Annotated in this window: 15 protein-coding genes and 1 pseudogene; 6 read left to right on the forward strand and 10 right to left on the reverse strand. The window is 65.5% G+C overall.

Translation table 11 applies throughout. From position 1 onward, the window contains the following. Positions 1–67: 67 nt before the first annotated feature. The 3 genes from GTP77_RS15550 to GTP77_RS15560 all read right to left on the reverse strand — a co-directional run bounded on the left by GTP77_RS15550 (position 68) and on the right by GTP77_RS15560 (position 4,371). Positions 68–1,945, reverse strand: coding sequence for a flagellar assembly protein A (locus GTP77_RS15550; RefSeq protein ID WP_228893399.1), 1,878 nt, complete (start codon positions 1,943–1,945; stop codon positions 68–70). 10 nt (positions 1,946–1,955) lie between these two features. After that, entirely contained in the window at positions 1,956–3,836 is a 1,881-nt protein-coding gene (locus tag GTP77_RS15555; RefSeq protein ID WP_228893400.1) for a flagellar assembly protein A, read from the reverse strand. A gap of 157 nt (positions 3,837–3,993) precedes the next feature. Beyond that, positions 3,994–4,371: a hypothetical protein gene (locus tag GTP77_RS15560; protein ID WP_228893401.1), complete on the reverse strand. Its 378-nt coding sequence runs from the start codon at positions 4,369–4,371 to the stop codon at positions 3,994–3,996. Positions 4,372–4,619: 248 nt separating this feature from the next. Here GTP77_RS15560 and ompR point away from each other — a divergent pair, with 248 nt between their 5' ends. From ompR to GTP77_RS15575, 3 genes are read left to right on the forward strand one after another with little or no spacing between them, the layout of a single operon-like run. After that, positions 4,620–5,321 carry an osmolarity response regulator transcription factor OmpR gene (ompR, locus tag GTP77_RS15565; protein WP_228896741.1) on the forward strand — a complete coding sequence of 234 codons (702 nt, stop codon included), beginning with the start codon at positions 4,620–4,622 and terminating at the stop codon, positions 5,319–5,321. 20 nt (positions 5,322–5,341) lie between these two features. Continuing rightward, positions 5,342–6,700, forward strand: a complete 1,359-nt coding sequence (locus tag GTP77_RS15570) for an ATP-binding protein (RefSeq protein WP_161073065.1) — start codon at positions 5,342–5,344, stop codon at positions 6,698–6,700. A gap of 25 nt (positions 6,701–6,725) precedes the next feature. Then, positions 6,726–7,730 carry a sensor domain-containing diguanylate cyclase gene (locus tag GTP77_RS15575; protein WP_161073066.1) on the forward strand — a complete coding sequence of 335 codons (1,005 nt, stop codon included), beginning with the start codon at positions 6,726–6,728 and terminating at the stop codon, positions 7,728–7,730. 15 nt (positions 7,731–7,745) lie between these two features. On the opposite strand, the pseudogene GTP77_RS15580 reads toward GTP77_RS15575, so the two are convergent. The 3 genes and pseudogenes from GTP77_RS15580 to GTP77_RS15590 all read right to left on the reverse strand — a co-directional run. After that, positions 7,746–8,084, reverse strand: a pseudogene (locus tag GTP77_RS15580) (flavin reductase family protein); the annotation flags it as partial. A 145-nt stretch (positions 8,085–8,229) separates the two neighbouring features. Further along, the gene (locus GTP77_RS15585) at positions 8,230–8,613 is read right to left on the reverse strand and encodes a 5-carboxymethyl-2-hydroxymuconate Delta-isomerase (RefSeq protein ID WP_161073067.1); all 384 of its coding nucleotides are present in this window, start codon (positions 8,611–8,613) and stop codon (positions 8,230–8,232) included. A 32-nt stretch (positions 8,614–8,645) separates the two neighbouring features. Beyond that, positions 8,646–9,638, reverse strand: a complete 993-nt coding sequence (locus tag GTP77_RS15590) for a LacI family DNA-binding transcriptional regulator (RefSeq protein WP_161073068.1) — start codon at positions 9,636–9,638, stop codon at positions 8,646–8,648. Between the two features lie 148 nt (positions 9,639–9,786). Here GTP77_RS15590 and GTP77_RS15595 point away from each other — a divergent pair, with 148 nt between their 5' ends. Beyond that, positions 9,787–10,605 (forward strand): NAD-dependent epimerase/dehydratase family protein, encoded by an 819-nt coding sequence (locus GTP77_RS15595; protein ID WP_161073069.1) that lies wholly within the window; start codon positions 9,787–9,789, stop codon positions 10,603–10,605. A gap of 66 nt (positions 10,606–10,671) precedes the next feature. On the opposite strand, the gene GTP77_RS15600 is transcribed toward GTP77_RS15595, so the two are convergent. Beyond that, positions 10,672–13,227 (reverse strand): TonB-dependent receptor, encoded by a 2,556-nt coding sequence (locus tag GTP77_RS15600; RefSeq protein ID WP_161073070.1) that lies wholly within the window; start codon positions 13,225–13,227, stop codon positions 10,672–10,674. A gap of 46 nt (positions 13,228–13,273) precedes the next feature. Then, positions 13,274–15,124 (reverse strand): hypothetical protein, encoded by a 1,851-nt coding sequence (locus GTP77_RS15605; RefSeq protein ID WP_161073071.1) that lies wholly within the window; start codon positions 15,122–15,124, stop codon positions 13,274–13,276. A gap of 219 nt (positions 15,125–15,343) precedes the next feature. Here GTP77_RS15605 and GTP77_RS15615 point away from each other — a divergent pair, with 219 nt between their 5' ends. Both GTP77_RS15615 and GTP77_RS15620 read left to right on the forward strand, forming a co-directional pair. Further along, entirely contained in the window at positions 15,344–16,216 is an 873-nt protein-coding gene (locus GTP77_RS15615; RefSeq protein WP_161073073.1) for a heparin lyase I family protein, read from the forward strand. Between the two features lie 4 nt (positions 16,217–16,220). After that, the gene (locus tag GTP77_RS15620) at positions 16,221–17,132 is read left to right on the forward strand and encodes a hypothetical protein (RefSeq protein WP_161073074.1); all 912 of its coding nucleotides are present in this window, start codon (positions 16,221–16,223) and stop codon (positions 17,130–17,132) included. Here GTP77_RS15620 and GTP77_RS15625 read toward each other — a convergent pair. Both GTP77_RS15625 and GTP77_RS15630 read right to left on the reverse strand, forming a co-directional pair. Then, positions 17,116–18,255 carry an aldose epimerase family protein gene (locus GTP77_RS15625; protein WP_161073075.1) on the reverse strand — a complete coding sequence of 380 codons (1,140 nt, stop codon included), beginning with the start codon at positions 18,253–18,255 and terminating at the stop codon, positions 17,116–17,118. The two genes, GTP77_RS15620 and GTP77_RS15625, sit on opposite strands and share 17 nt — an antisense overlap. After that, complete coding sequence (locus GTP77_RS15630; protein WP_161073076.1) at positions 18,252–19,655, reverse strand: MFS transporter; 1,404 nt, start codon at positions 19,653–19,655, stop codon at positions 18,252–18,254. The genes GTP77_RS15625 and GTP77_RS15630 overlap by 4 nt, the downstream gene beginning before the upstream one ends. Positions 19,656–19,828: the final 173 nt, after the last annotated feature.

Raw genomic sequence — 19,828 nt, forward strand, 5'->3', positions numbered from 1 at the left:
CTAACCCGCCCTACGGGGCGATGGTTGATTGGCATGTAGGGCGGGTTAGCGAAGCGTAACCCGCCATTCACACCGGCGGCAGCGACGGCGAGTTGGCGGCCCAATCCACCGTGCCGCTGCTGCCGCTGAAGATGGCCGCCACGCCCGATGTGCTGCCCCGCAGCCGGGTCTTGATTTCCTTGGGCGGGCGGTCGTAGGCCGCGCCGAGGTCCGGGTTGAACTTCATCTCGCGCACGATGGTGTCGCCGGCCACTTCCTGCACCGTGCAGCGCCCGTGCCCGATCACGGTCTCGCGCTGCTTGCGCACCAGCGCGGCCTGTTCCAGCGCCACCGTCTCCTGCGCCTTGGCCTCCTTCACGCTGAGCGACAGCTTGCCCACAGCGCGCAGCGACGGGCCCACCGACACAGCCATCTTCTGGAACAGCGCCAGCTGATCCGGCGTCAGCGTGACTTCCTGCTTGCGCACGCGCGTGGCCAGCGTGAGGTAGTTGCGCAGCTCCGGCTCGCCCGCAATCGCATCCAGCTCCGCCTTGAAGCGCTGCGCCTGCGCGCCAAAGCGGCCCGCGCGTTCGGTATGTTCAGCTATGGCCAGGTCGTATTTGGTGGTCACCGGCACCAGCGGGAACAGCAGCATCTCGGTCTGCCGGCGCGGCCCGGCGCGGCCCACTTCCATGCGGCGCGCGGCGATGGCGCAGCCTGCGGCGCTTTTGATCAGCACTTCGTCTGCGATGATCTCGCAGTTGCTCGCTTCGCCTATCACCACCCGCGTGCCGGAGATAATGCAGCTCTCGGCCCGCCCCAGCACCACCTCTCCCAGCTTGGTCTGGATCACCGATCCGGAGGCCACGCCCTTCACCACGATATTGCCGCCCGCGTTGACGGTGCTGCCGCCCACCAGGTTGCGCTGCAGCGCGATATTGCCGCCGCGCGAAACAATGTTGCCGAACACGTCCCCATGGATGGTGATGTTGCCGCCTTCGACCACGCGCTGTTCCTGCACTTCGCCGAATTCCTCGTACTCGCCTGTCAGCTGCAGGTTGCCGGTGGTGCGCACGCTCACGCCTTCGCGGCTGATGATCTTGGGGCCGATGGAAATCTTCTTGCTGCCGTCGATGCTGATAAAGCCTTCCAGCGCCGACACCAGGTATTCCACCCCGCCCGACTGTTCCAGCAGCGTGCCGGCGCCGGCCACGCTGCTCAACTCCACGTCGCGCGGTTCGGCCGGCTCCAGCGGTATGCCGGACAGCTCGTAGCCGCGCAGGCCCGGCGAGCGCGGCACCTTGCGCAGCAGCTTGACGTTGGGCTGCACCTGCGGGAAGCGGTTCTGGAAGGTGTGCAGGTCGAAGCGGCCGTTGGCCATCTCGCGCGGCGCATTGCTGCGGTGGATGCTTTGCGATACCTCGACGATGGCGGCGTCGCGCCCCGGCGTGGGATTGAGCTTGCGCGCGGCGATCAGGCGCACCACCCGCCCGGTGGCGATGGTGGCCTTGACGGCCGGCGCGTCGATGCCGAAGCGGATGCCCTTGACCCACATGTCGGCCACGAATTCGTCGAAGTTCAGGCGCGCCGGCTGCGGCGGCAGGTCCGGCACGGTGAAGAACACCGGCTCGAAGTAGTACTCCGCTTCGCCGTCGACGATGCGCACCGATTTATACAGTTCGCGCCGCTGCGCGTGGAAGGGCTCCACCCGGTCGGCAAAGCGTATCAGCGGCTGGTCCTTGAGGTTTTGCGGCAGCTCGGGGCCAACGCCGTACAGCATGCGGATGAACACGGCGTAGTCCAGCTCCGCGAAATACGCGCCCGCCAGGAAGAACTGGTTCACGCCGGCCTGGCAAGCCGCCCCCGTGGCGCCACCCTTGAAGTAGACGCCATCCGAGCGCTTGACGATGGCCGGCGGCAGCTCGCCTTCCGCTGCTGGCTCCGCGGCCGGAGCGTCGTTCTGCACCTGCATCTCCTTAGTCCGGCTCGGCGCTGTAGGTCCAGTCCAGCGACCCGAGCGAGTCGGAGAACAAGCTCTCGTAGCCCACATGCGGTCCGCGCAGGAAGGCCTTGCCGTCCTTGGGCGCCATCTGGCTGGCCGGCGGCGCGCCTTCTTTCAGCGGCATGCTGCGCACCAGCGTCTCGCCCGAGACCATCTCGATCTTGCAGGCGGCCAGGCCGTTCGCGGCCAGCTTCTGCTTGCGCAGCTCGTCGATCTGCGCGCGCCGCACCAGCTGCTGCGATTCGGCCGCCTTCATCTTCTGTAGCAGGTGGCCCACCGTCTTGAGCTGCGGCTCCACTGCGGCGGCCATCTTCTTGAGCTGCGGGGCCTGCTCCGGCGTCAGCGTCAGCTCGCCCTTGCGCATCTGCGCGGTCAGGGTCATGTAGCCGCGCACCTGCGGGATGGAGGTAATCTGCTCCGCTTCCTCCTTGAACTGCTGGCGCAGGTGTTCCAGCGCGTCGATCTTGGCGTTCAGCTCCGCGATCTCGCCGTTGATCGGCCCCATGTCCGGCACCTGCACCAGCACCAGCATTTCGCTCTGCTTGCGCGGGCCGGCGCTTTCAATCACGACGGAGCGCGCGGCCACGGCGCAGCCTTCCGCCAGGCCTATCTTCACTTCGTCGGCCAGGATCTCGCAGTTCGACGCTTCCTCGATAATGACGCGGGTGCCGACAATCACGCAGCTCTCGGCCCGTCCCGCGATCTTGATTTCGCCGTCGCGCGTGTGCAGCGTGGAGCCGGAGGCGACGCCCTTGACGCGGATGTCGCCCTTGACGTTGTAGGCGCTGCCGCCCACCAGGTTGGCGCCGAGCACGATGGTGCCGCCGGTGGAGTTGATGTGGCCGAACACATTGCCGCGTATGGTGATGTCGCTGCCATCCACCGCGCGCATTTCCTGCACGTCGCCGAACTCCTCGAAGGCGCCGGCCAGCGCCAGGTTGCCCGTGGTGCGCCCGCTCACGCCTTCGCGGCTGACGATTTTGTCGCGCACGGCGATCTTGCCGCTCTTGGTGTCCACATCGAGGAAACCGTCCTCCACCGCCACCAGGAATTCGCCTTCCGGCGTGCGTTCGATTTCGGTGCCCTCGCCCACCCAGCGGCGGAAGTCCAGGTCGCCCGGCGGCTGCGGCAGCAGCGCCGTGCCGCCCATTTCCAGGCCCTGCGCGCCGGTCTCGCCCGGCACCTTCTTCAGCAGGCGCATGCCCTTGCGGATTTGCGGGAAGCGGTTCTGGAAACTGTGCAGGTCCACGCGCCCGTCCGCCTTTTCGCGCGGCGCGTCGCTGCGGCGCAAATCCTGCGACACCTCGATCACGTGCGCGTCGATGCTCTTGCCCGGCTCCAGGCGGCGCGCCACCGTGCTGCGGTCGCCGCGCGCGGCGGCGATGGCGGCCTTCACGTTATTGGCGTCGATACCGAAGCGGATGCCCTTGACCCACATGTCGGCCACGAATTCGTCGAAGTCCAGCTTGACGGGCCGCTCGGGAATAACGGTGCCGTCCGGCAGAACCATCTCCTCAATGAACAGCGGCTCGAACACATACTCGGCGATCTCCTTGCCCATTTTGACGGCGCGGTACAGCGCGCGGCGCTGGGGATCGAACATGCGCACCACGTCGGCGATGCGTATCAGCGCTTCGCCCGGCGGACCGGGCGGCAGCGGCGGGCCGATATTGAACAGGGCCTTGATGAAGACGGCGTAGTCCAGCCCGGAGAGGAAGGCGCCGGCCTGGAAAATCTGGTTGATCGCCACCACGAACACCGGCCCTTGCAAGGAGGCGTCCAGATACACGCCGTCCGGGCGCTGGATAACGCCATGGGGCAGTGCTGAAGCGGCTTGATCTGCTTTGTCTACCACAAACTTCCTCCCGACATACGGCAAATGCCGGCGCCGTGTTGGACACGGCTGCCGGCATTCTTGCAAGTAACCAATGTTACACGCAAGCCAAGAATAACAGGGAATTTTCGGTGCAGTGATGCGTCTATGCTACGCCTGTGCGTAACATTGCGCCAGATCAACGACGCGGTGGTATAGCGTAGACTTCGGCGCCGGCTTCGTTGATCTGGCGGCGCAAGTCGCGGCGCTCGTCAGCCGTCATGCGTCCCACACGGCGCGTCGCCTCAGCGTTGTTGGTGCTATCCTGCAGGATACGGCGATGCGCTTCTTCGCGCTGGCCGAAACCGCGCTCGTCGCGCTCCCGGCTTTGATCACGGTTCTGGCCTTCGCCGCGTGCGCGCTCTTCCTTGCGTTGGGGAGGATTGTTTTCAGGGCCGGAAGCCCAGGCGGGCAACACCGAACCCAGCAGCGTACAGGCGGCCAGCGCTCCCACGGAAGCGCGGACCAGCCTGGACGCCAGGGACGCCGCCTTCAGTTTGTCGGGATGCTTGTTCATGGAATTCCTCTGTAGCTTTACTGCCATGGCAACCAGTGTATGGACATTTCTCCCAGGAGGTAAGACCAATTGGGTAAAGTTTGTAACAGTTTGTAATGGGTTGGCAATGACATTTGCCTACGGCGAATATGACGTTACCATAGCAACATAATTAAGACAATTCTGACAGCATGACAACTATGACTTCGACCGAAAACAGCAACACCTCGAACAGCGGCGCGAACAGCGGCGGCCACCAGGCCAAGATCATGGTGGTGGACGACGACGTCCGCCTGCGCGACCTGCTGCGCCGCTACCTGACGGAGCAAGGCTTCAACGTCTTCACGGCGGAAAACGCCACGGCGATGAACAAGCTGTGGCTGCGCGAGCGCTACGACCTGCTGGTGCTCGACCTGATGCTGCCGGGCGAGGACGGCCTGTCGATCTGCCGCCGCCTGCGCGGCGCCGGCGACCAGACGCCCATCATCATGCTGACCGCAAAAGGCGAGGACGTGGACCGCATCGTCGGCCTGGAAATGGGCGCGGACGACTACCTGCCCAAGCCCTTCAACCCGCGCGAACTGGTGGCCCGCATCGGCGCCGTGCTGCGCCGCAAGCAGCCCGACGAAATTCCGGGCGCGCCGTCCGAAACCCCGCAGACCTTCGAGTTCGGCCAGTTCGTGCTGGACCTGGGCACGCGCACGCTGAAAAAGAGCGGCGAGACCGTGCCGCTGACCACCGGCGAGTTCTCGGTGCTCAAGGTGTTTGCGCGCCATGCGCGCCAGCCGCTCTCGCGCGAGAAGCTGATGGAACTGGCGCGCGGCCGCGAGTACGAAGTGTTCGACCGCAGCCTGGACGTGCAGATTTCGCGCCTGCGCAAGCTGATCGAACCCGACCCTTCCAGCCCGCTGTACATCCAGACCGTGTGGGGCCTGGGCTATGTCTTCATTCCGGAGGGCCAGCCACGCTAGCCCGCGCCCGGTAGCGCCGCATGAAATTGCTACGCCCCTTCCAACTGGCCTCGCTCAAGAGCGGGCTGTTCTGGCGCACCTTTCTGCTGATGGGCGTGCTCACCACGCTCAGCATCTCGGCCTGGGTCGGCCTGGTGAGCATGCTGCAGCGCGAGCCGCAGGTGCAGCAGATCTCGGCCCAGGTCATCTCGGTCGTCACCATCACCCACGCCGCCCTCACCCACTCGGCGCCGGAACTGCGGCGCGAACTGCTGTTCGAGCTGGTGTCCAACGAGGGCATCCGCGTGTTCACGCTGGAGGACGACGACGACGTGGAGCCGCCGCCCGCCAATGCCCTGATGCCCGATATCGAAGCGCTGGTGAAAGCCAAGCTGGGCGCCGACACGCGCTTTTCGCGCAGCGTGAACGGCATGCCCGGCTTCTGGGTCAGCTTCAACATCGGCGAGGACCGCTACTGGCTGATGCTGGAGCGCGAACGCATCCACGGCATGTCCGGGGTGCAGTGGCTGGGCTGGGCCAGCGTGGTGTCGGTCGCCTCGCTGCTGGGCGCGGCGCTGATCTCCGGCCTGATCAACCGCCCGCTGGCGCGCCTGACCGTGGCCACGCGCGAGCTGGCCGAAGGCCGCCGTCCGGACAAGCTGCCGGAAAAAGGCCCGGCCGAAATCATCCAGGCCAACCGCAGTTTCAACCAGATGGTGGAGGACCTGCAGCAGGTGGAGTCCGACCGCGCCGTGATCCTGGCCGGCATTTCGCACGACCTGCGCACGCCGCTGGCGCGCATGCAGCTGGAAGTGGAGATGGCCAAGCTGTCGGACGAGGCGCGCGAGGGCATCCAGTCCGACATCGCGCAGATGGACGCCATCATCGGCCAGTTCCTGGACTACGCCAAGCCGACCGAATCGTCCACCTTCACCACGGTGGACATGACGGCGCTGCTGGCCGAGACCGCGCACGAGGCCGGGCGCATGCCGGATGTGCGCATCCACACCGACATCACCGACAACGCCACCGTGCTGGGCAACCCGACGGACCTGAAGCGGGTGCTGAACAACCTGGTGGAAAACGCGCGCCGCTACGGCAAGACGCCGGGCGCCGACTACACCGAGATCGACATCAAGTGCAGCGTGAAGGGCATGCACACCTTCAAGCGCGTGACGATAGAAGTGCAGGACCACGGCCCCGGCGTGCCGGACGAGCAGATCCAGTCCCTGCTCAAGCCCTTCACGCGCCTGGACAGCGCGCGCGGCCAGGCCAACGGCGCCGGCCTGGGACTGGCCATCGTCGACCGCGTGCTGCTGCGCCACGGCGCCGAGCTGCAGGTGCGCAACCGCGAAGGCGGCGGCCTGCTGTTCCAGATCACGATGAAAGTGATGGCCTAAAAACGGCGAGTAGATATAATTCGGCATGCAAGAAAATATCCTCCCCCGCCCATCGCAGCCCGCCGCGTCGCTGTCCACTTTATCCAGCCGGGTACTCGGCCTGGCCAACCTGGGCCTGGCGGTGATCGACTCCAAACACCGCATCGTGCTGTGGAACCAGTGGATGGCCAGCCATTCCGGCCTGTCCGCCAGCCGCGTGCAGGGCAGCGAGCTGTTTGAGCTGTTCGAGGACTTGCGCGGCCAGCGCATCGAGCAGGCCATCCACAGCGCGCTGCAAAACGGCACCGCCGCCAGCCTGCCGCACGGCCTGAACCGCGCGCCCTTCCCGCTCTACCCCGCCGGCACCTGGGGCGGCGAGCGCATGGAGCAGGCGGTGTCGGTCACGCCGTTCACCGAGGGCAAGGAAAAATACTGCCTGATCGAAGTGAGCAACGTGAGCAGCACCATGGGCCGCGAACGCCAGCTGCGGGTGCAGGCCGAGGCGCTGCGCGCGCAATCCTATGTGGACGGCCTGACCGGCATCGCCAACCGCCGCCACTTCGACGTGGCGCTCAGCCGCGAACTGAAACGCGCCAGCCGCAACGACGCGCCGCTGTCGCTGCTATTGATGGACATCGATTCCTTCAAAGCCTATAACGACCACTTCGGCCACCAGCAGGGCGACGCCTGTTTGACCCTGGTGGCGGAAGCCTTCGCGGCCACCCTGCAGCGCCCGGCCGACCTGGCGGCGCGCTACGGCGGCGAGGAATTCGCGGCGGTGCTGCCGGACACCGATCTGGCGCAGGCGCAGATCGTGGCCGAAGCCATCCGCGCGCGCGTGGCCGCGCTCGACGTGCCGCACGCGCCGGCGGCCGTGCACCCCAACGTCACGCTCAGCATCGGCGTGGCCACCTTCGACAAGACGCAGCTGAACGACGCGGCCGCCATGCTGGGCGCGGCCGACCGCGCGCTCTACGTGGCCAAGAAGGCCGGCCGCAACTGCGTCATCGTCGGCACGCCGCCGGATCAGCCCTCGCCGCCGGCGGCGTAAGCTTCGCCTGTTGCAGTCATGTCCGGGAATGGCGAACAGGTTTGCGCTGGCGCGCGCCAGTTTGTCGGGCGTGTCGGCCATGCTGTGCGTGCCCACCGCATGCGTCAGGCGCAGTTGCGCCACGGTGGGCACCTAGATGGCGAACATGCCGCTCCCATCCACCAGCGCGCGCGTGGCGGCGGTCTTGTCCAGCACCACCGTCAGCTTGGGCGGCGAGAAATCCAGCGCGCAGGCCCACGCTGCGGCCATCACGTTGTCCACGCCGCCATGGCGCGCGGACACCAGCACGGTCGGGCCGTGGTTGATCAGGCGGTAGGCTTTTTCCAGCGCCACCTGGGCGATATGCTTATCCAACTTCACTCCTTTCAAACCAGGCGGTCCGACGCCACCACATGGACGCCGGGCGCGGCCCGCCGATCAGCCCCGGACGCACATGCGTCAGCGGCGCGAACAGCTTGGGATGCGGCGGCAAAGGCTGGCGCGACGGCCAGCTGCAAGATCAGGCCGAGGCCCACTTCCCTTCGTACACGGGATGGCCTTCGTCGATATGCAGCGTGATGCGGACCGGCAGCTTGCCGCTGAGCGGCGCGAAGTGGGCGTCCACCTGCGCCAGCAGCGCCTTGCCCACCCGCTCCACCAGCGCCGCGTTGCGGCCCGGCGTGATGCGCAGGTTCAGGTAGACGAAAACCTTGTCCGCCGCGCCGTCCGCCACCGCGTGGTGCGGCGCCGGGTAGGCCAGCACGCGCGTGCCGTTCAGCGGGAAGACGGCATGGCCGCCGTCGTCTTCCATCTGCACCAGGGTGCGCGCCAGGCGCGTGCACAGCAACTGCATGTCGCTGTGCGCGTCCAGCGTGCCGCAATAGTCTATGTGTAAGTGGGGCATAGGAAAACGTTTAATGAGTTAATGGAAAAAATTCAGTTCCGGTTGGCGGTGGATGCGCGCAGTATCAGCTGCGGCTCGATCCGCGTCAGGCGGTCGGTTGGCGTACCGTCGATGGTGGCCAGCAGCTTTTCCATCGCCGCCACGCCCATGCGTTCACTCTGCAGGTCCACCGTGGTGAGCGCAGGCGAGGTGTAATTACCGAACTGGATATTGTCGAAGCCGGCCACCGAAATATCCGCCGGCAGGCGGAAGCCCAGCGTCTGCGCGGCCTTCATGAAACCCAGCGCCATCAGGTCGTTGTAGCAGATCAGCGCTTCGGGATGCTCGGCGCCCAGCATGATGGAGGAGCACATGCGCTCCCCTTCGATGGCGGACGGCGCGCTGCCGTCGTACACGCACAGCTCCAGGCCATGCGCGGCCAGGCATTCCTTGATGCCGCCCATGCGCTCCTCGTCGCGGCGCGACTTGGAAAAGCCCAGGTAGGCTATGCGGCGGTGGCCCTGCGTGATCAGGTGGCGCGTCAGCATATAGGCGCCGCGATGGTCGTCGCTGGCCACGGTGGGCAGCTCGAGCTGGCTCAGCCGGCCGAAGAACACCAGCGGGCGGTCCATTTCCGTCAGCCAGCCGATGTCTTTTTCCTGCATGCGCGAGAACACGATCATGCCGTCCACGCGGCGGCTCAGCGCCTCCAGCAGGGGGCGCTCGCGTTCCGGGTTTTCTTCGGTATCCACCAGCAGCACGGTATAGCCGTGCGCCTGCGCCACGCGGTTGGCGCCCTTGACGATGCTGGTGAAGTGCGGATTCGTAATGTCCAGTATCGACAGGCCCACGGTCTTGGTGCGGCCGGTGATCATGGACTGCGCCAGCGGATTCGACCGGTATCCCAGTTCCGCGATCACGCGCTTGATGGTGTCCTCCACCGGCGGCGAAAAGCGCTGCGCGCCGTTGACGAATTTGGACACCGTTGCGGTCGATACGCCTGCGGCTGCGGCCACATCGCGGATGGTGGGGACACTTTTCTTCATGTGGCGTTTAGTCGCATAACGGAGCAGTACAAGGATGCCGATCTTACCATGCGCTATGGGCAATTGACGTTGCCGGGAAATCCGCTATACTCAAGTTAAACGTTTAACTTACTCTTCTTTTTCCATGTTTTTTACTTAACGGACAACCATGAACCAAGCATCCAGCACCAAACCCTTCAAACGCCTGCTGCTCACCGGCGCCGGCGGCGGCCTCGGCACCATGCTGCGCGACCGCATCAAGCCCTGGGCGGACGTGGTGCGCCTGAGCGATATCGGCGATCTTGGCCCCGCGCGCGAAGGCGAAGAAATCGTCCGCTGCGACCTGGCCGACCGCGCCGCCGTGCTTGGAATGATGGAGGGCGTGGACGCGGTGCTGCACTTCGGCGGCATTTCGGTGGAGGACAAGTTCGAGCCCATCATGAACGCCAACATCCTCGGCCTGCACCATCTGTACGAAGCGGTGCACAAGTGCGGCGTGAAGCGCGTCATCTACGCCAGCTCCAGCCACGTGGTGGGCTTCTACCCCACCACCGAACTGGTGGACGCCAGCATGCCGCTGCGCCCGGACGGCTTCTATGGCCTGAGCAAATGCTTCGGCGAGGCGCTGTCGCGCTACTACTACGACCGCTTCGGCACCGAGACCGTTTGCCTGCGCATCGGTTCCTCCTTCCCCGAGCCGCGCAACCCGCGCATGATGGTGACCTACCTGGGCTATGACGACCTGGTGGAGCTGATACGCTGCGCGCTGTTCACGCCGCGCGTGGGCCACACCATCACCTTCGGCGCATCGGACAACGACATCCGCTGGTGGGACAACCGCCACGCCGGCCATATCGGCTACAAGCCCAAGCAAAGCTCGCGCGTCTTCGCGCACAACTTCCCGGACACCGGCGAGCGCCCCGCCCCGGACGACCTGCCCACCATCTACCAGGGCGGACCTTTCGTCACCAACGGCCCGCAGTACTAAACACCGTCAAATAAAAAAAAGGCCAGGCCGGAATATCCGGCCTGGCCTTTTTAACGTGCCGCGTTTTTAGAACTTCACGTCGAGGCGGACCGACACGAAGCGGAACGCATCACGCGCAGGAACCCAGGTCGAAATGCCGGTGTTGGTCACCGTCGATACCGGAGCCGACGTGGCGCCACGGAAGGTCGGCGCGCCCGAGAAGCCGGTGGTGGCGTAGTGCTTGTCGAAGACGTTGTTGACCAGGAAGCTGATCTTGTAGCGGCTTTGCTTGTCGCGCACGCCGAAGCCGAGGTCGGTGATGCTGTACTTCGGCACGTAGAAGCCCGGATCCTGGGTAATCACCGTCATCATGTCGCTCTGGTACTTGTAGTTCCCGGTGAAGAAGGCGTCGAACGGCATTGACGCCAGGCGCCAGTCATACTGGCCGCTCAGCGCAACCCGCACCTTCGGCGACGACTGCATGCGCGCGCCGGCCAGGTTCTGCACACCCACCGTTGAACCCGGCGTGATCGGGAAGCAGTTGGCGTTGCGGCCGATGATGGAACCGTTGGCCGCATACTTGGCGCCGGGACTGGCCGCCACGTTCAGGCCGTCGTTGTAGCAAGGGCCGCCGGCCCAGTTGCGCACGGTGGCGTCGGTGTAGGCCACGGCCGCGTTGACGCTCAGGTCGCGCGTCACCAGCGCGTTGATGTCCAGTTCCAGGCCCTTGGTCGCGACTTCCGGCACGCTGCTGATCTGGGTCAAGATGACGGTGCTCTCCGGCAGCGTGTAGGTCGAGGACGACTGGTAGTTGAAGAAGCGGGTCTGGAAGGCGGTCGCGTTGACCGTCATGCGGTTCTGGAACAGATTGGCCTTCACGCCCACTTCCATGGTGCGCGAGGTTTCGGAACGCACCGGGTCCGCGCTCGAGGTGTTGATGGTGCTGAGCAGGCCGTAGGCCAGGCCTTTGTAGCCGGTGGCTGCGGTGGCGTAGGCCATCCAGTCGTTGTTGATCTGCTTGGACAGGCTCAGTTTCCCGGTCAGCTTGTTTTCCTTGTTGCCCAGGCTTTCAAAGTAGTCCACGCCACGCGCGCCGGCCACGAAGGTTTCCGGAGTGACGGTGGTGTTGTAGTTGCGGCCGAAGTGGTAGCCCGAGGTTTCGGTGTTGTAGCGCGCGCCGGCCAGCAGCGTGTAGGTGGGCAGGAAGTCCCACGACGCCTGGCCGAACACCGCCTTGTTGATGTTGTAGACGTCGGTGTTGTACACCACAGGGCTGGTGATGGAGGAACCGTTGCAGGTGGCCAGGCGGCAGTCGCCGCGCTTGAAGAAGCGGTCGGTCTCGTTCTTGGCGTACCACAGGCCTGCCACGTAGCGCAGCGTGCCGGCGTCCGGCGAAACATAGCGCAGCTCCTGGGTGCGCGACTTGATGTCGTAGGTGCCGCCCTGGTCGTTGGGCACCGCGTACTTGGTCGATCCCGGCAGCGCCACGGTGGGCACGTCCACGAAGTCCTGGTCGCGGAAGTCGTCCGACTTGTAATGCGAGAAGGAAGTGATGGACACCAGCGAGGCGCCGTTATCCAGCTCGTAGGCCACGCGCAGGCCCACGCTGCGGTCGGTGGAGTTCATGCCGGTGGGGCCGTCGCGGCGCACGTCCACGTTGTTCGGGCCCGGCGTAATGCCGGCCAGCGCCACCGAAGCGGGAATGGCGTTCAGCGTGCCGGCATTGGCCGGGGTGGCCGCGCCGGAAGGAATCAGGTACAGCGGGTTGACCGGGTTGGCGCCGGCCAGACCCACGGCCACCGGGCCGTTGGGCGAATTCACCACCAGGCCGCGCAGCGCGTTTGCGCCCTTGGTGTTTTCCTGGGCGTTGAAGTTCGGCGACAGCGTCACGTCGAGGTTGCGCAGCGGATGCCACGCGAGCTTGGCCATCAGCGTTTTGCCGCCGGCGCCATTGAGCTTGCCGCCCGTGGTCAGGTTGTTGATATTGCCTTCGTAGCGCGTGCGGCTGGCCGCGATGCGCACGCCCAGCGTGTCGCTGATTTCGCCGCCGTAGGAGACGGCGTAGCGCCACTCGTCGTCGTCGGTCAGGTAGAAGCTGGCCTTGCCCGCCAGCGGCCCGGAGATGGGCTTGGTGACGATGTTGACCGCGCCCGCCACGGCGGACTTGCCGAACAGCGTGCTTTGCGGACCTTTGAGCACTTCGATGCGCTGCACGTCCGCCAGGTCCTTGAAGGCCTGGAACTGCTGGGCGATGGGGATGTCGTCGACGATGACGGCCACGTCGGCCTCGATGCCGATGGTGACCGTGGCGGTGCCGATGCCGCGCATATTGATGGTGTTGTTGGCGCTGGTCGAGCCGGCGGTGACGGTCAGCGCCGGCGTGTTGGCCACCAGGTCTTCTATCTCGCGGATATTGGTGCGCTCGATAATGGCCTCGTTGACGACCGAAATCGCACTGGGCACGCTTTCCAGTTTTTCCACGCGCTTGTTGGCGGTTACCACCACGCGCTCCAGCCCCTCGCTCGGGGCGGCGGCCTGCTGCGCATGCGCAGGCAGGCCGGCCAGCATGGCAAGCGCCACGGCCGATGCGATTGGTGTCAGGCGCATGCCGAGCCCCGGCATGCTTGTGTTCTGGTGTTTCATTGGATCTCCTCCGTTGTAGTTGTTTTGGTCATTCAGGTAATACGGTCTAGCGATACTTCATCACCCACTTGATCACGAGCGGGCGTTCAAACTGGAAGGCTGGCGTCGCGCAACTCACCACGCTGCGCATGGGGCCATTCGGCGACTGGTAATCCGGATTGCCGGCGGCGGGCGCAACCCGGCACGCCTCCAGGCCGCTAACCTCGAAGCTGGTCACGCTGCCTTCGCCAAAGCTCACCTTGCGGCCCTGGATGCTGGCGGCGCCGGAGAAGGACGCGAAGTCCAGCGTCAGCGAGCGCACCGGCACGGCGCCGCGCGGCGTGTAGGTGTCGGTGCGGGTGATGGCGCCCGGCGCAAAGGTGTACTCGGTGCGCAGCGCAATGCGGCCGTCCTTGGCGGGCGCGTTGGCGCCCACTTTATCCAGCTCGTCCTGGCGGTAGCTGACGCTCCAGGTCTTGCCCTGCTGCGCGCTGCGGATGTCCTTCAGGTAGGCCGCGCCTATCAGCTCGGAGCCGTCCTCCAGCGTGAACTTGGGCAGCAGCTGCGGGTGGGCCGCGCCGCTGTCGGCCACGCCGGCCACCACGTCGCCGGCAAACGGCAGTGGGTAGTAAGGGCTGTTGTCGTGCTGGCTGGCGCCGCCGTTCACCATCAGCAGGCTGAAGACGTGGCCACGGTCGCGGTAGACGCCGAGCGCCCGGTCATACTCGCCGGCGGCGAAGCGGGTCAGGCTGAAGCGCGGCTGCGTCTTGTCCAGCCACGCCGCCAGGCCCGGATTGACCGGCTTGTCCTTGAAGCCGGTCTGGTTCCAGAACGCGTTCGTGAAAATGAGCTGGTGCAGCAGCGAGAAGTTCTCGCCCAGGATGCGATGCTTGCCGCGATAGGTGTCGGTGCGGCGGCCCTTGCCCCACATGTCGACCGACTTCATTTGCGGGTCGTACCAGAAGCTGTTGTAGCGCGCCGCCACGCGCGAGGAGTAGGCGTAGGCGTAGGTTTTTTCTTCCGCCGTCAGCACGTCCAGGTAGGCCGCCACCGACAGGATCTCCAGCATCGCGGTCTCGCCATACGGCCCCAGGCTGCGGCCGAAGGTGAAGCCGGTGCCGTCGGCCTTGAGCAGATTGAGCGTCAGCGTGGCGGCCTTGCGCAGCTTGTCCTTGAGCTGCGGCGTGACTTCCAGCCCGGTTTCCAGATAGCGTTCGCAGATCTCGGCAATCAGCAGGATGCTGTAGCGGTCGAAGCGCCCTTCCCCGCTGGTCTCGTCGGAGAAGCCGTAGGCGCCGGAATAGGCGTCGTAGTGCTGCAGCATTTTCTCCATCAGCACCTTGCCGGCACTGTCGTCCTCCCAGCCCAGCAGCATGCGCAGCCGCGCCACGCTGAAGGCCACGCCGAAGTAATTGGTCGGCAGCTTGATCAGCTCAAAGCCGGGCTGCGTGACGAAGGTGCGCCAGTCCAGCTGCACGCGCAGCTTCTCCAGCGTTTCCGGGCTGATGGCGCCCTCCAGCAGGCCCGCTTTTTTCAGGCTGACCAGCGCGGACAGGTAGTAGTAGATGCCCCAGGTGTGGTTGTCCATGCCCACCGTCATGTCGGCGATGCTGCGGTATTCGCGCAGGCGCGCTTCCAGCGTGGGGTCGTCCTTATCCTTGTTGAGCAAAACATAGGACAATCCGATGGCGATTTTCCCGGGCAGGAATTTGTCCTTGCTGGTAAAGGGCTTCTGGCCGTCGATGACGGTGTTCTCCTTCTCCGCCGCCAGCTTGGAGAAGAAGTAGTCCAGCTGCGGATACAGCTGCTGCTGGACGGTGCTGTTCATCGGCGACTCGGGCGCGCTGGCCGGAGCGGCGGCGCACAACGCCGGCACTGCCAGCAGCAGGCTTGCCAAGGGGCGTATCAGGGTGGTCATGCGGTCTCTTTTATAATGATTGGAAAACGTTTAACTGGATCATATGGCAATTTCGAATTGCGGTAAATGTTTGCGCGGTTTTTTTGCCAAGGGTGTTGCAAAAGCATCTGATAGACGCAGACCAGCAGGCGTCCGGCGCCGCCCGATGCCATAATCAGCGTCGCGCAAACCGCAGTCGGGCGCGGAAGGTAATCGTTTAACTTCACAAGGAACAGATTGATGCACAAGCCGTTTTTGCCTCTTGTCCAGCGCTGCGCGGGCGCCTGCCTGGCGGTGTACGCCGTCGGCGCATCCGCCGGCAGCACCATGTGCCTGAACCCTGCTCCGGGCCAGGACAGCTACCGCCATATCGAGAGCGTGCTGGGCGCCGGCGCGGTCGAGTCGCCCAGCGACGACGCCTACACGCCGCCGCGTCCGCACATACTGGTGATGCCGGACGACGGCGTGACCGGTCCGCACTACGCCATCCAGGCGATTGAGCCCAGCGACTACAACCTGGACCGCGTTGCCATGGAAGCCGGCGGCGACCGCTCGCGCACCGAGATCAAGCTGGCGCCATCCAAAGGGCCGCACGAGGTGTTCAAGGCGCGCGAGGGCGACACCTTCACCTATGCCTGGCGCTTCCGCATCGCCGAGGACATGCGCTTCGCGTCCAGCTTCACCCACATCCACCAGATCAAGGCCAACGGCGGCCGCTACGCCGAACCGCCCCTGATCACCTTCACGCCGCTGGCAAACGGCAAAATGGAAGTGCGCCATGTGGCGGACCAGCTGACGGAATCGAAACAGACGGTGCTGGGCGCAATGCCGCTGGCCGGCAACCAGGGCAAGTGGCTGGTGGCGACGGAGACCATCACCTACTCCAACACGCGCGGCCGCTACCAGCTGGCGATACGCGACATGGAGGGCGTGCAGCAGCTGGCCATCGACCAGGGCGGCCTGCAGATGTGGCGCAGCGGCGCGGACCACATGCGGCCCAAGTGGGGCATTTACCGCAAGCACAGCCCGCAGCTGAACCAGCACCGCGCCGATACGGTCTACTTCAGCAATATGTGCATCACGCGCGAGGAAGCCGCCGGCGTGCTACGCTAGGCGCATGCCAGAAATAAGCCGTTCAAACCTGAAACTCATACTGGGCGCAGCCGCCGCGGCAGTTGCCGCTGCCGCAGCGGTATGGGGCCTGGGCGACTGGCGCCCGGCGCGCGGCGTGACCACGCAAGCGCACAGCGAAGCACAGCCGGCGGCACGCGGCGCGCCAGGCTGGTTCAGCGCCGTCGGCGGTCCGCCCGCCAGCGCGGCGGGCAGCAGCGCCCCCGAGCCCCTGGCGCGGCAGGTGGACGCATTGATCGCCACCGGCAAGCCGGAAGACGCCTACCAGGCCCACAACCTGATCGGCGACTGCATCACTTTCCAGAAGCTCGGCGTGATTCCGTATTTTCATTTCCCGGAGCAGCGCGAGATGTCCGAGGCGGAGAAGCAAGCCGAGGCCAAGGTCTGCGCCAGCCTGACGGAACAGATGAAGCGTTCGCGCATCGACTATCTGACGCTGGCCGCCAGGGCCGGCGTGCAGGGAGCGAGCAGCCGCTTCCTGATGGAAGGCCCGTTCGGGGACCCCAGCGCGCTGCAAACGCGGCCGGACGATCCCCTGGTGCTGCAATGGAAGCAGCAGGCCATGGAGCAGTTGAACCGCGAAGCCGCGCAGGGCGATTTAAGCAGCTTGAATACGCTGTGGACCAGCCACATGACCGGCACGCCCGCCGTCCCCAAAGATGCGCGCCTGGCCTACACCTACAACGCCGCAATGGAACGCATCTTCCGCATGCAGGCGCCGGACGCAAATGGCGGCCCCTACGACTCCCAGTTGTTTTCCTTCCTCAAGGAGGGGCTGACGCCGGAACAGATCGCCGCTGCGGACGCGGAGGCCGGCCGCATCGCGGAAAACTTCCGCAAGCGTTTCGAGGCGCGCAAACTGGGCGAAGCGGCAGCCGCCGTCAGCGGCCGGCAGTAAACCGGAAGCCGGTCACCGAACGGAAAACCGCGCCGGGACGCAGCACGGTGCTCGGGAAATGCGGCTGGTTGGGCGCATCCGGCAAGCCTTGCGTCTCGAATGCGAAGCCGTCGTAGCGTGCGTAGGCACGCCCTTCGCTGCCCGCTTCCGTGCCGTCGAAACCGTTGCCGCTGTTGAACAGCACCGACGGTTCCGTGCTGCGGATTTCCATGCGGCGACCACTTTCCAGTTCGTCCACCACCGCCACCAGGCGGTAGGCGCCCTGCTTCTTCGCGAACAGCAGCGCGTGGTCAAATCCCGGCGGTGTGCCCAGCAGCGCGGAGGACGCGCCGCCGGCCAGCCACTGCATCACACCGGCCGGCCGCCGGAAGTCCAGCGGCGTGCCCGCCACGCTGGCCAGCTCCCCGGTAGGCACCTTCTTCTCGTCGGTGACGGCATAGCGGTCGGCGGCGATACGGAAGCGGTGCGAGGCCATGCCCGCGCTGCCCGCCCCGGCCAGGTTGAAGTAGGCGTGGTTGGTCAGGTTCAGCACGGTGGGCGCATCGGCCGTGGCGGCGTACTCGATGCGGAACTCGTCGCTGCGCCGCATCAGCCGGTAGGTCACGCTGATTTCCAGGCGGCCGGGAAAGCCCTGGTCGCCGTCCTCGCTCACCAGCCGGTAGATGGAGCCGATGGAGGCGGCGTCGGCGAAGTCCTGCCGCTGCCACAGGCGCTTCTCGTAGCCGTTCGGTTCGCCGTGAATGGCGATGCCCTTCGCATTGGCGGGCAGTTGCACGGTGCGCCCGTCCAGCGTGTAGCGCGCGCCGCCAATGCGGCCCGCATAGCGCCCTATCACCGAAGCGAAGCGCCGCTTGGTGCGCACATAGGCATCAAGATCCGGAAGGCTGAGTATGACGTTGCGGCGCTCGCCGCCCTTGCCGGCCACGTCGGCCGACACCAGCGTGGCGCCGTAGTCGATATAGGACAGGCGCATGCCGCTGTCGTTTTCCAGCGTCACACGCTGCACCGCCTGGCCGCCGGCCAGAATGCCAAACGGCTGCACCGAGATACCGGTGCAGCCGCCCTGCCCCGCCGCCGCCAGCAATACCGCCAGCAGCAGGGGACGCATCGGATTGTGCGTCACAGGTCCGTGATTTCCTTGTGCTTGGGCACCAGGGCTTTCATCACGGTCCACGCCGCCAGGTAAGCCAGTGCGCAGAAGGTGAACATGATCATGTAGCCGGTCTGGATCTGGCCCAGCGCGCCGTAGTAGTCGAACAGCCAGCCGCCCATCTTGGACACGGCCACGCCGCCCAGGCCGCCGGCCATGCCGCCGATGCCGACCACCGACGCCACCGACTTCTGCGGGAACATGTCGGACACGGTGGTGAAGATGTTGGCCGACCATGCCTGGTGCGCCGAGGCGCCCACGCCGATCAGCAGCACCGGCACCCAGAAGCTGATGTAGCCCAGCGGCTGCGCCAGCAGCACCACCAGCGGGAACAGCGCAATCACCAGCATGGCTTTCATGCGGCCGTCGTAAGCGTGCATGCCCTTGTTCATGAAGTAGGCCGGGAACCAGCCGCCGCCGATACTGCCCACCATGGTCATGCTGTACAGCACGGCCAGCGGCACGACGATGGCCTCCTTGCCCATGCCGTACTGCACCGACAGGTATTTAGGCAGCCAGAACAGGAAGAACCACCACACGCCGTCGGTCATGAATTTGCCGAACACGAAGGCCCAGGTCTGGCGGTAGCCCAGCAGCTTGAACCAGGAAGTCTTGCCGACCGGCGCAGCAGGCGCAGCAGGCGCGGCAGGCGCGGCAGGCGCGGCAGCCACGGCGTCGCTGCGGATGTAGGCCAGTTCGCCGGCCGACAGGCGGCGCTGCTGGTCCGGTGCGTCGTAGAAGAACTGCCACGCCAGCATCCACAGGAAGCCGACCGCGCCGATGACGATAAAGGCCGACTGCCAGCCCCAGTTGATGGCGATCCAGGGCACGGTCAGCGGCGCCAGGATGGCGCCCACGTTGGCGCCGGAGTTGAAGATGCCGGTGGCGAAGGAGCGTTCCTTACGCGGGAAGTACTCGGCCGTGGTCTTGATGGCCGCCGGGAAGTTGCCCGCCTCGCCGACCGCCAGCACCGCGCGCGACAGCATGAAGCCGGCGATCGATACCGGAATGGCCGCGAAGCCGAAGGCGCCCAGCACCTTGGCGATGCCCTCGCCCATCGGCACCGAGTAGGCGTGCATGATGGCGCCTATCGACCAGATGACGATGGCCAGGATGTAGGCCTGCTTGGTGCCGATCTTGTCCACCACGCGGCCGGCGAACAGCATGGCGATGGCGTACACGAACTGGAATACGGCGGTGATGTTGGCGTAGTCGCTATTGGACCAGCCGAATTCCTTGGACAGGTCGGGCGCCAGCAGGCTGAGTACCTGGCGGTCCAGATAGTTGACGGTGGTGGCGAAGAACAGCAGCGCGCAGATGGTCCACCGGTATTTGCCAACAACTTGCTGGCTGACAGGTTCACTCAGGTTCATAAGGAATCACTTATTCTGGTTGTACGTTCCGGTCCCTGTCTCGACAGGACCGCTAAGTTGTATGTCATCGTACAACCTTGAGGTGCGACAGGCAAGGAAAAAATCAGACAAAAATATATATTTATAAGGTGTCGATCTGGCGTTTCCCCGGCCGTCGTGTGAGTATGGGCGCC

Source organism: Pseudoduganella aquatica (genome assembly GCF_009857595.1).
GTDB classification, from domain to species: Bacteria; Pseudomonadota; Gammaproteobacteria; order Burkholderiales; family Burkholderiaceae_D; genus Rugamonas; species Rugamonas aquatica_A.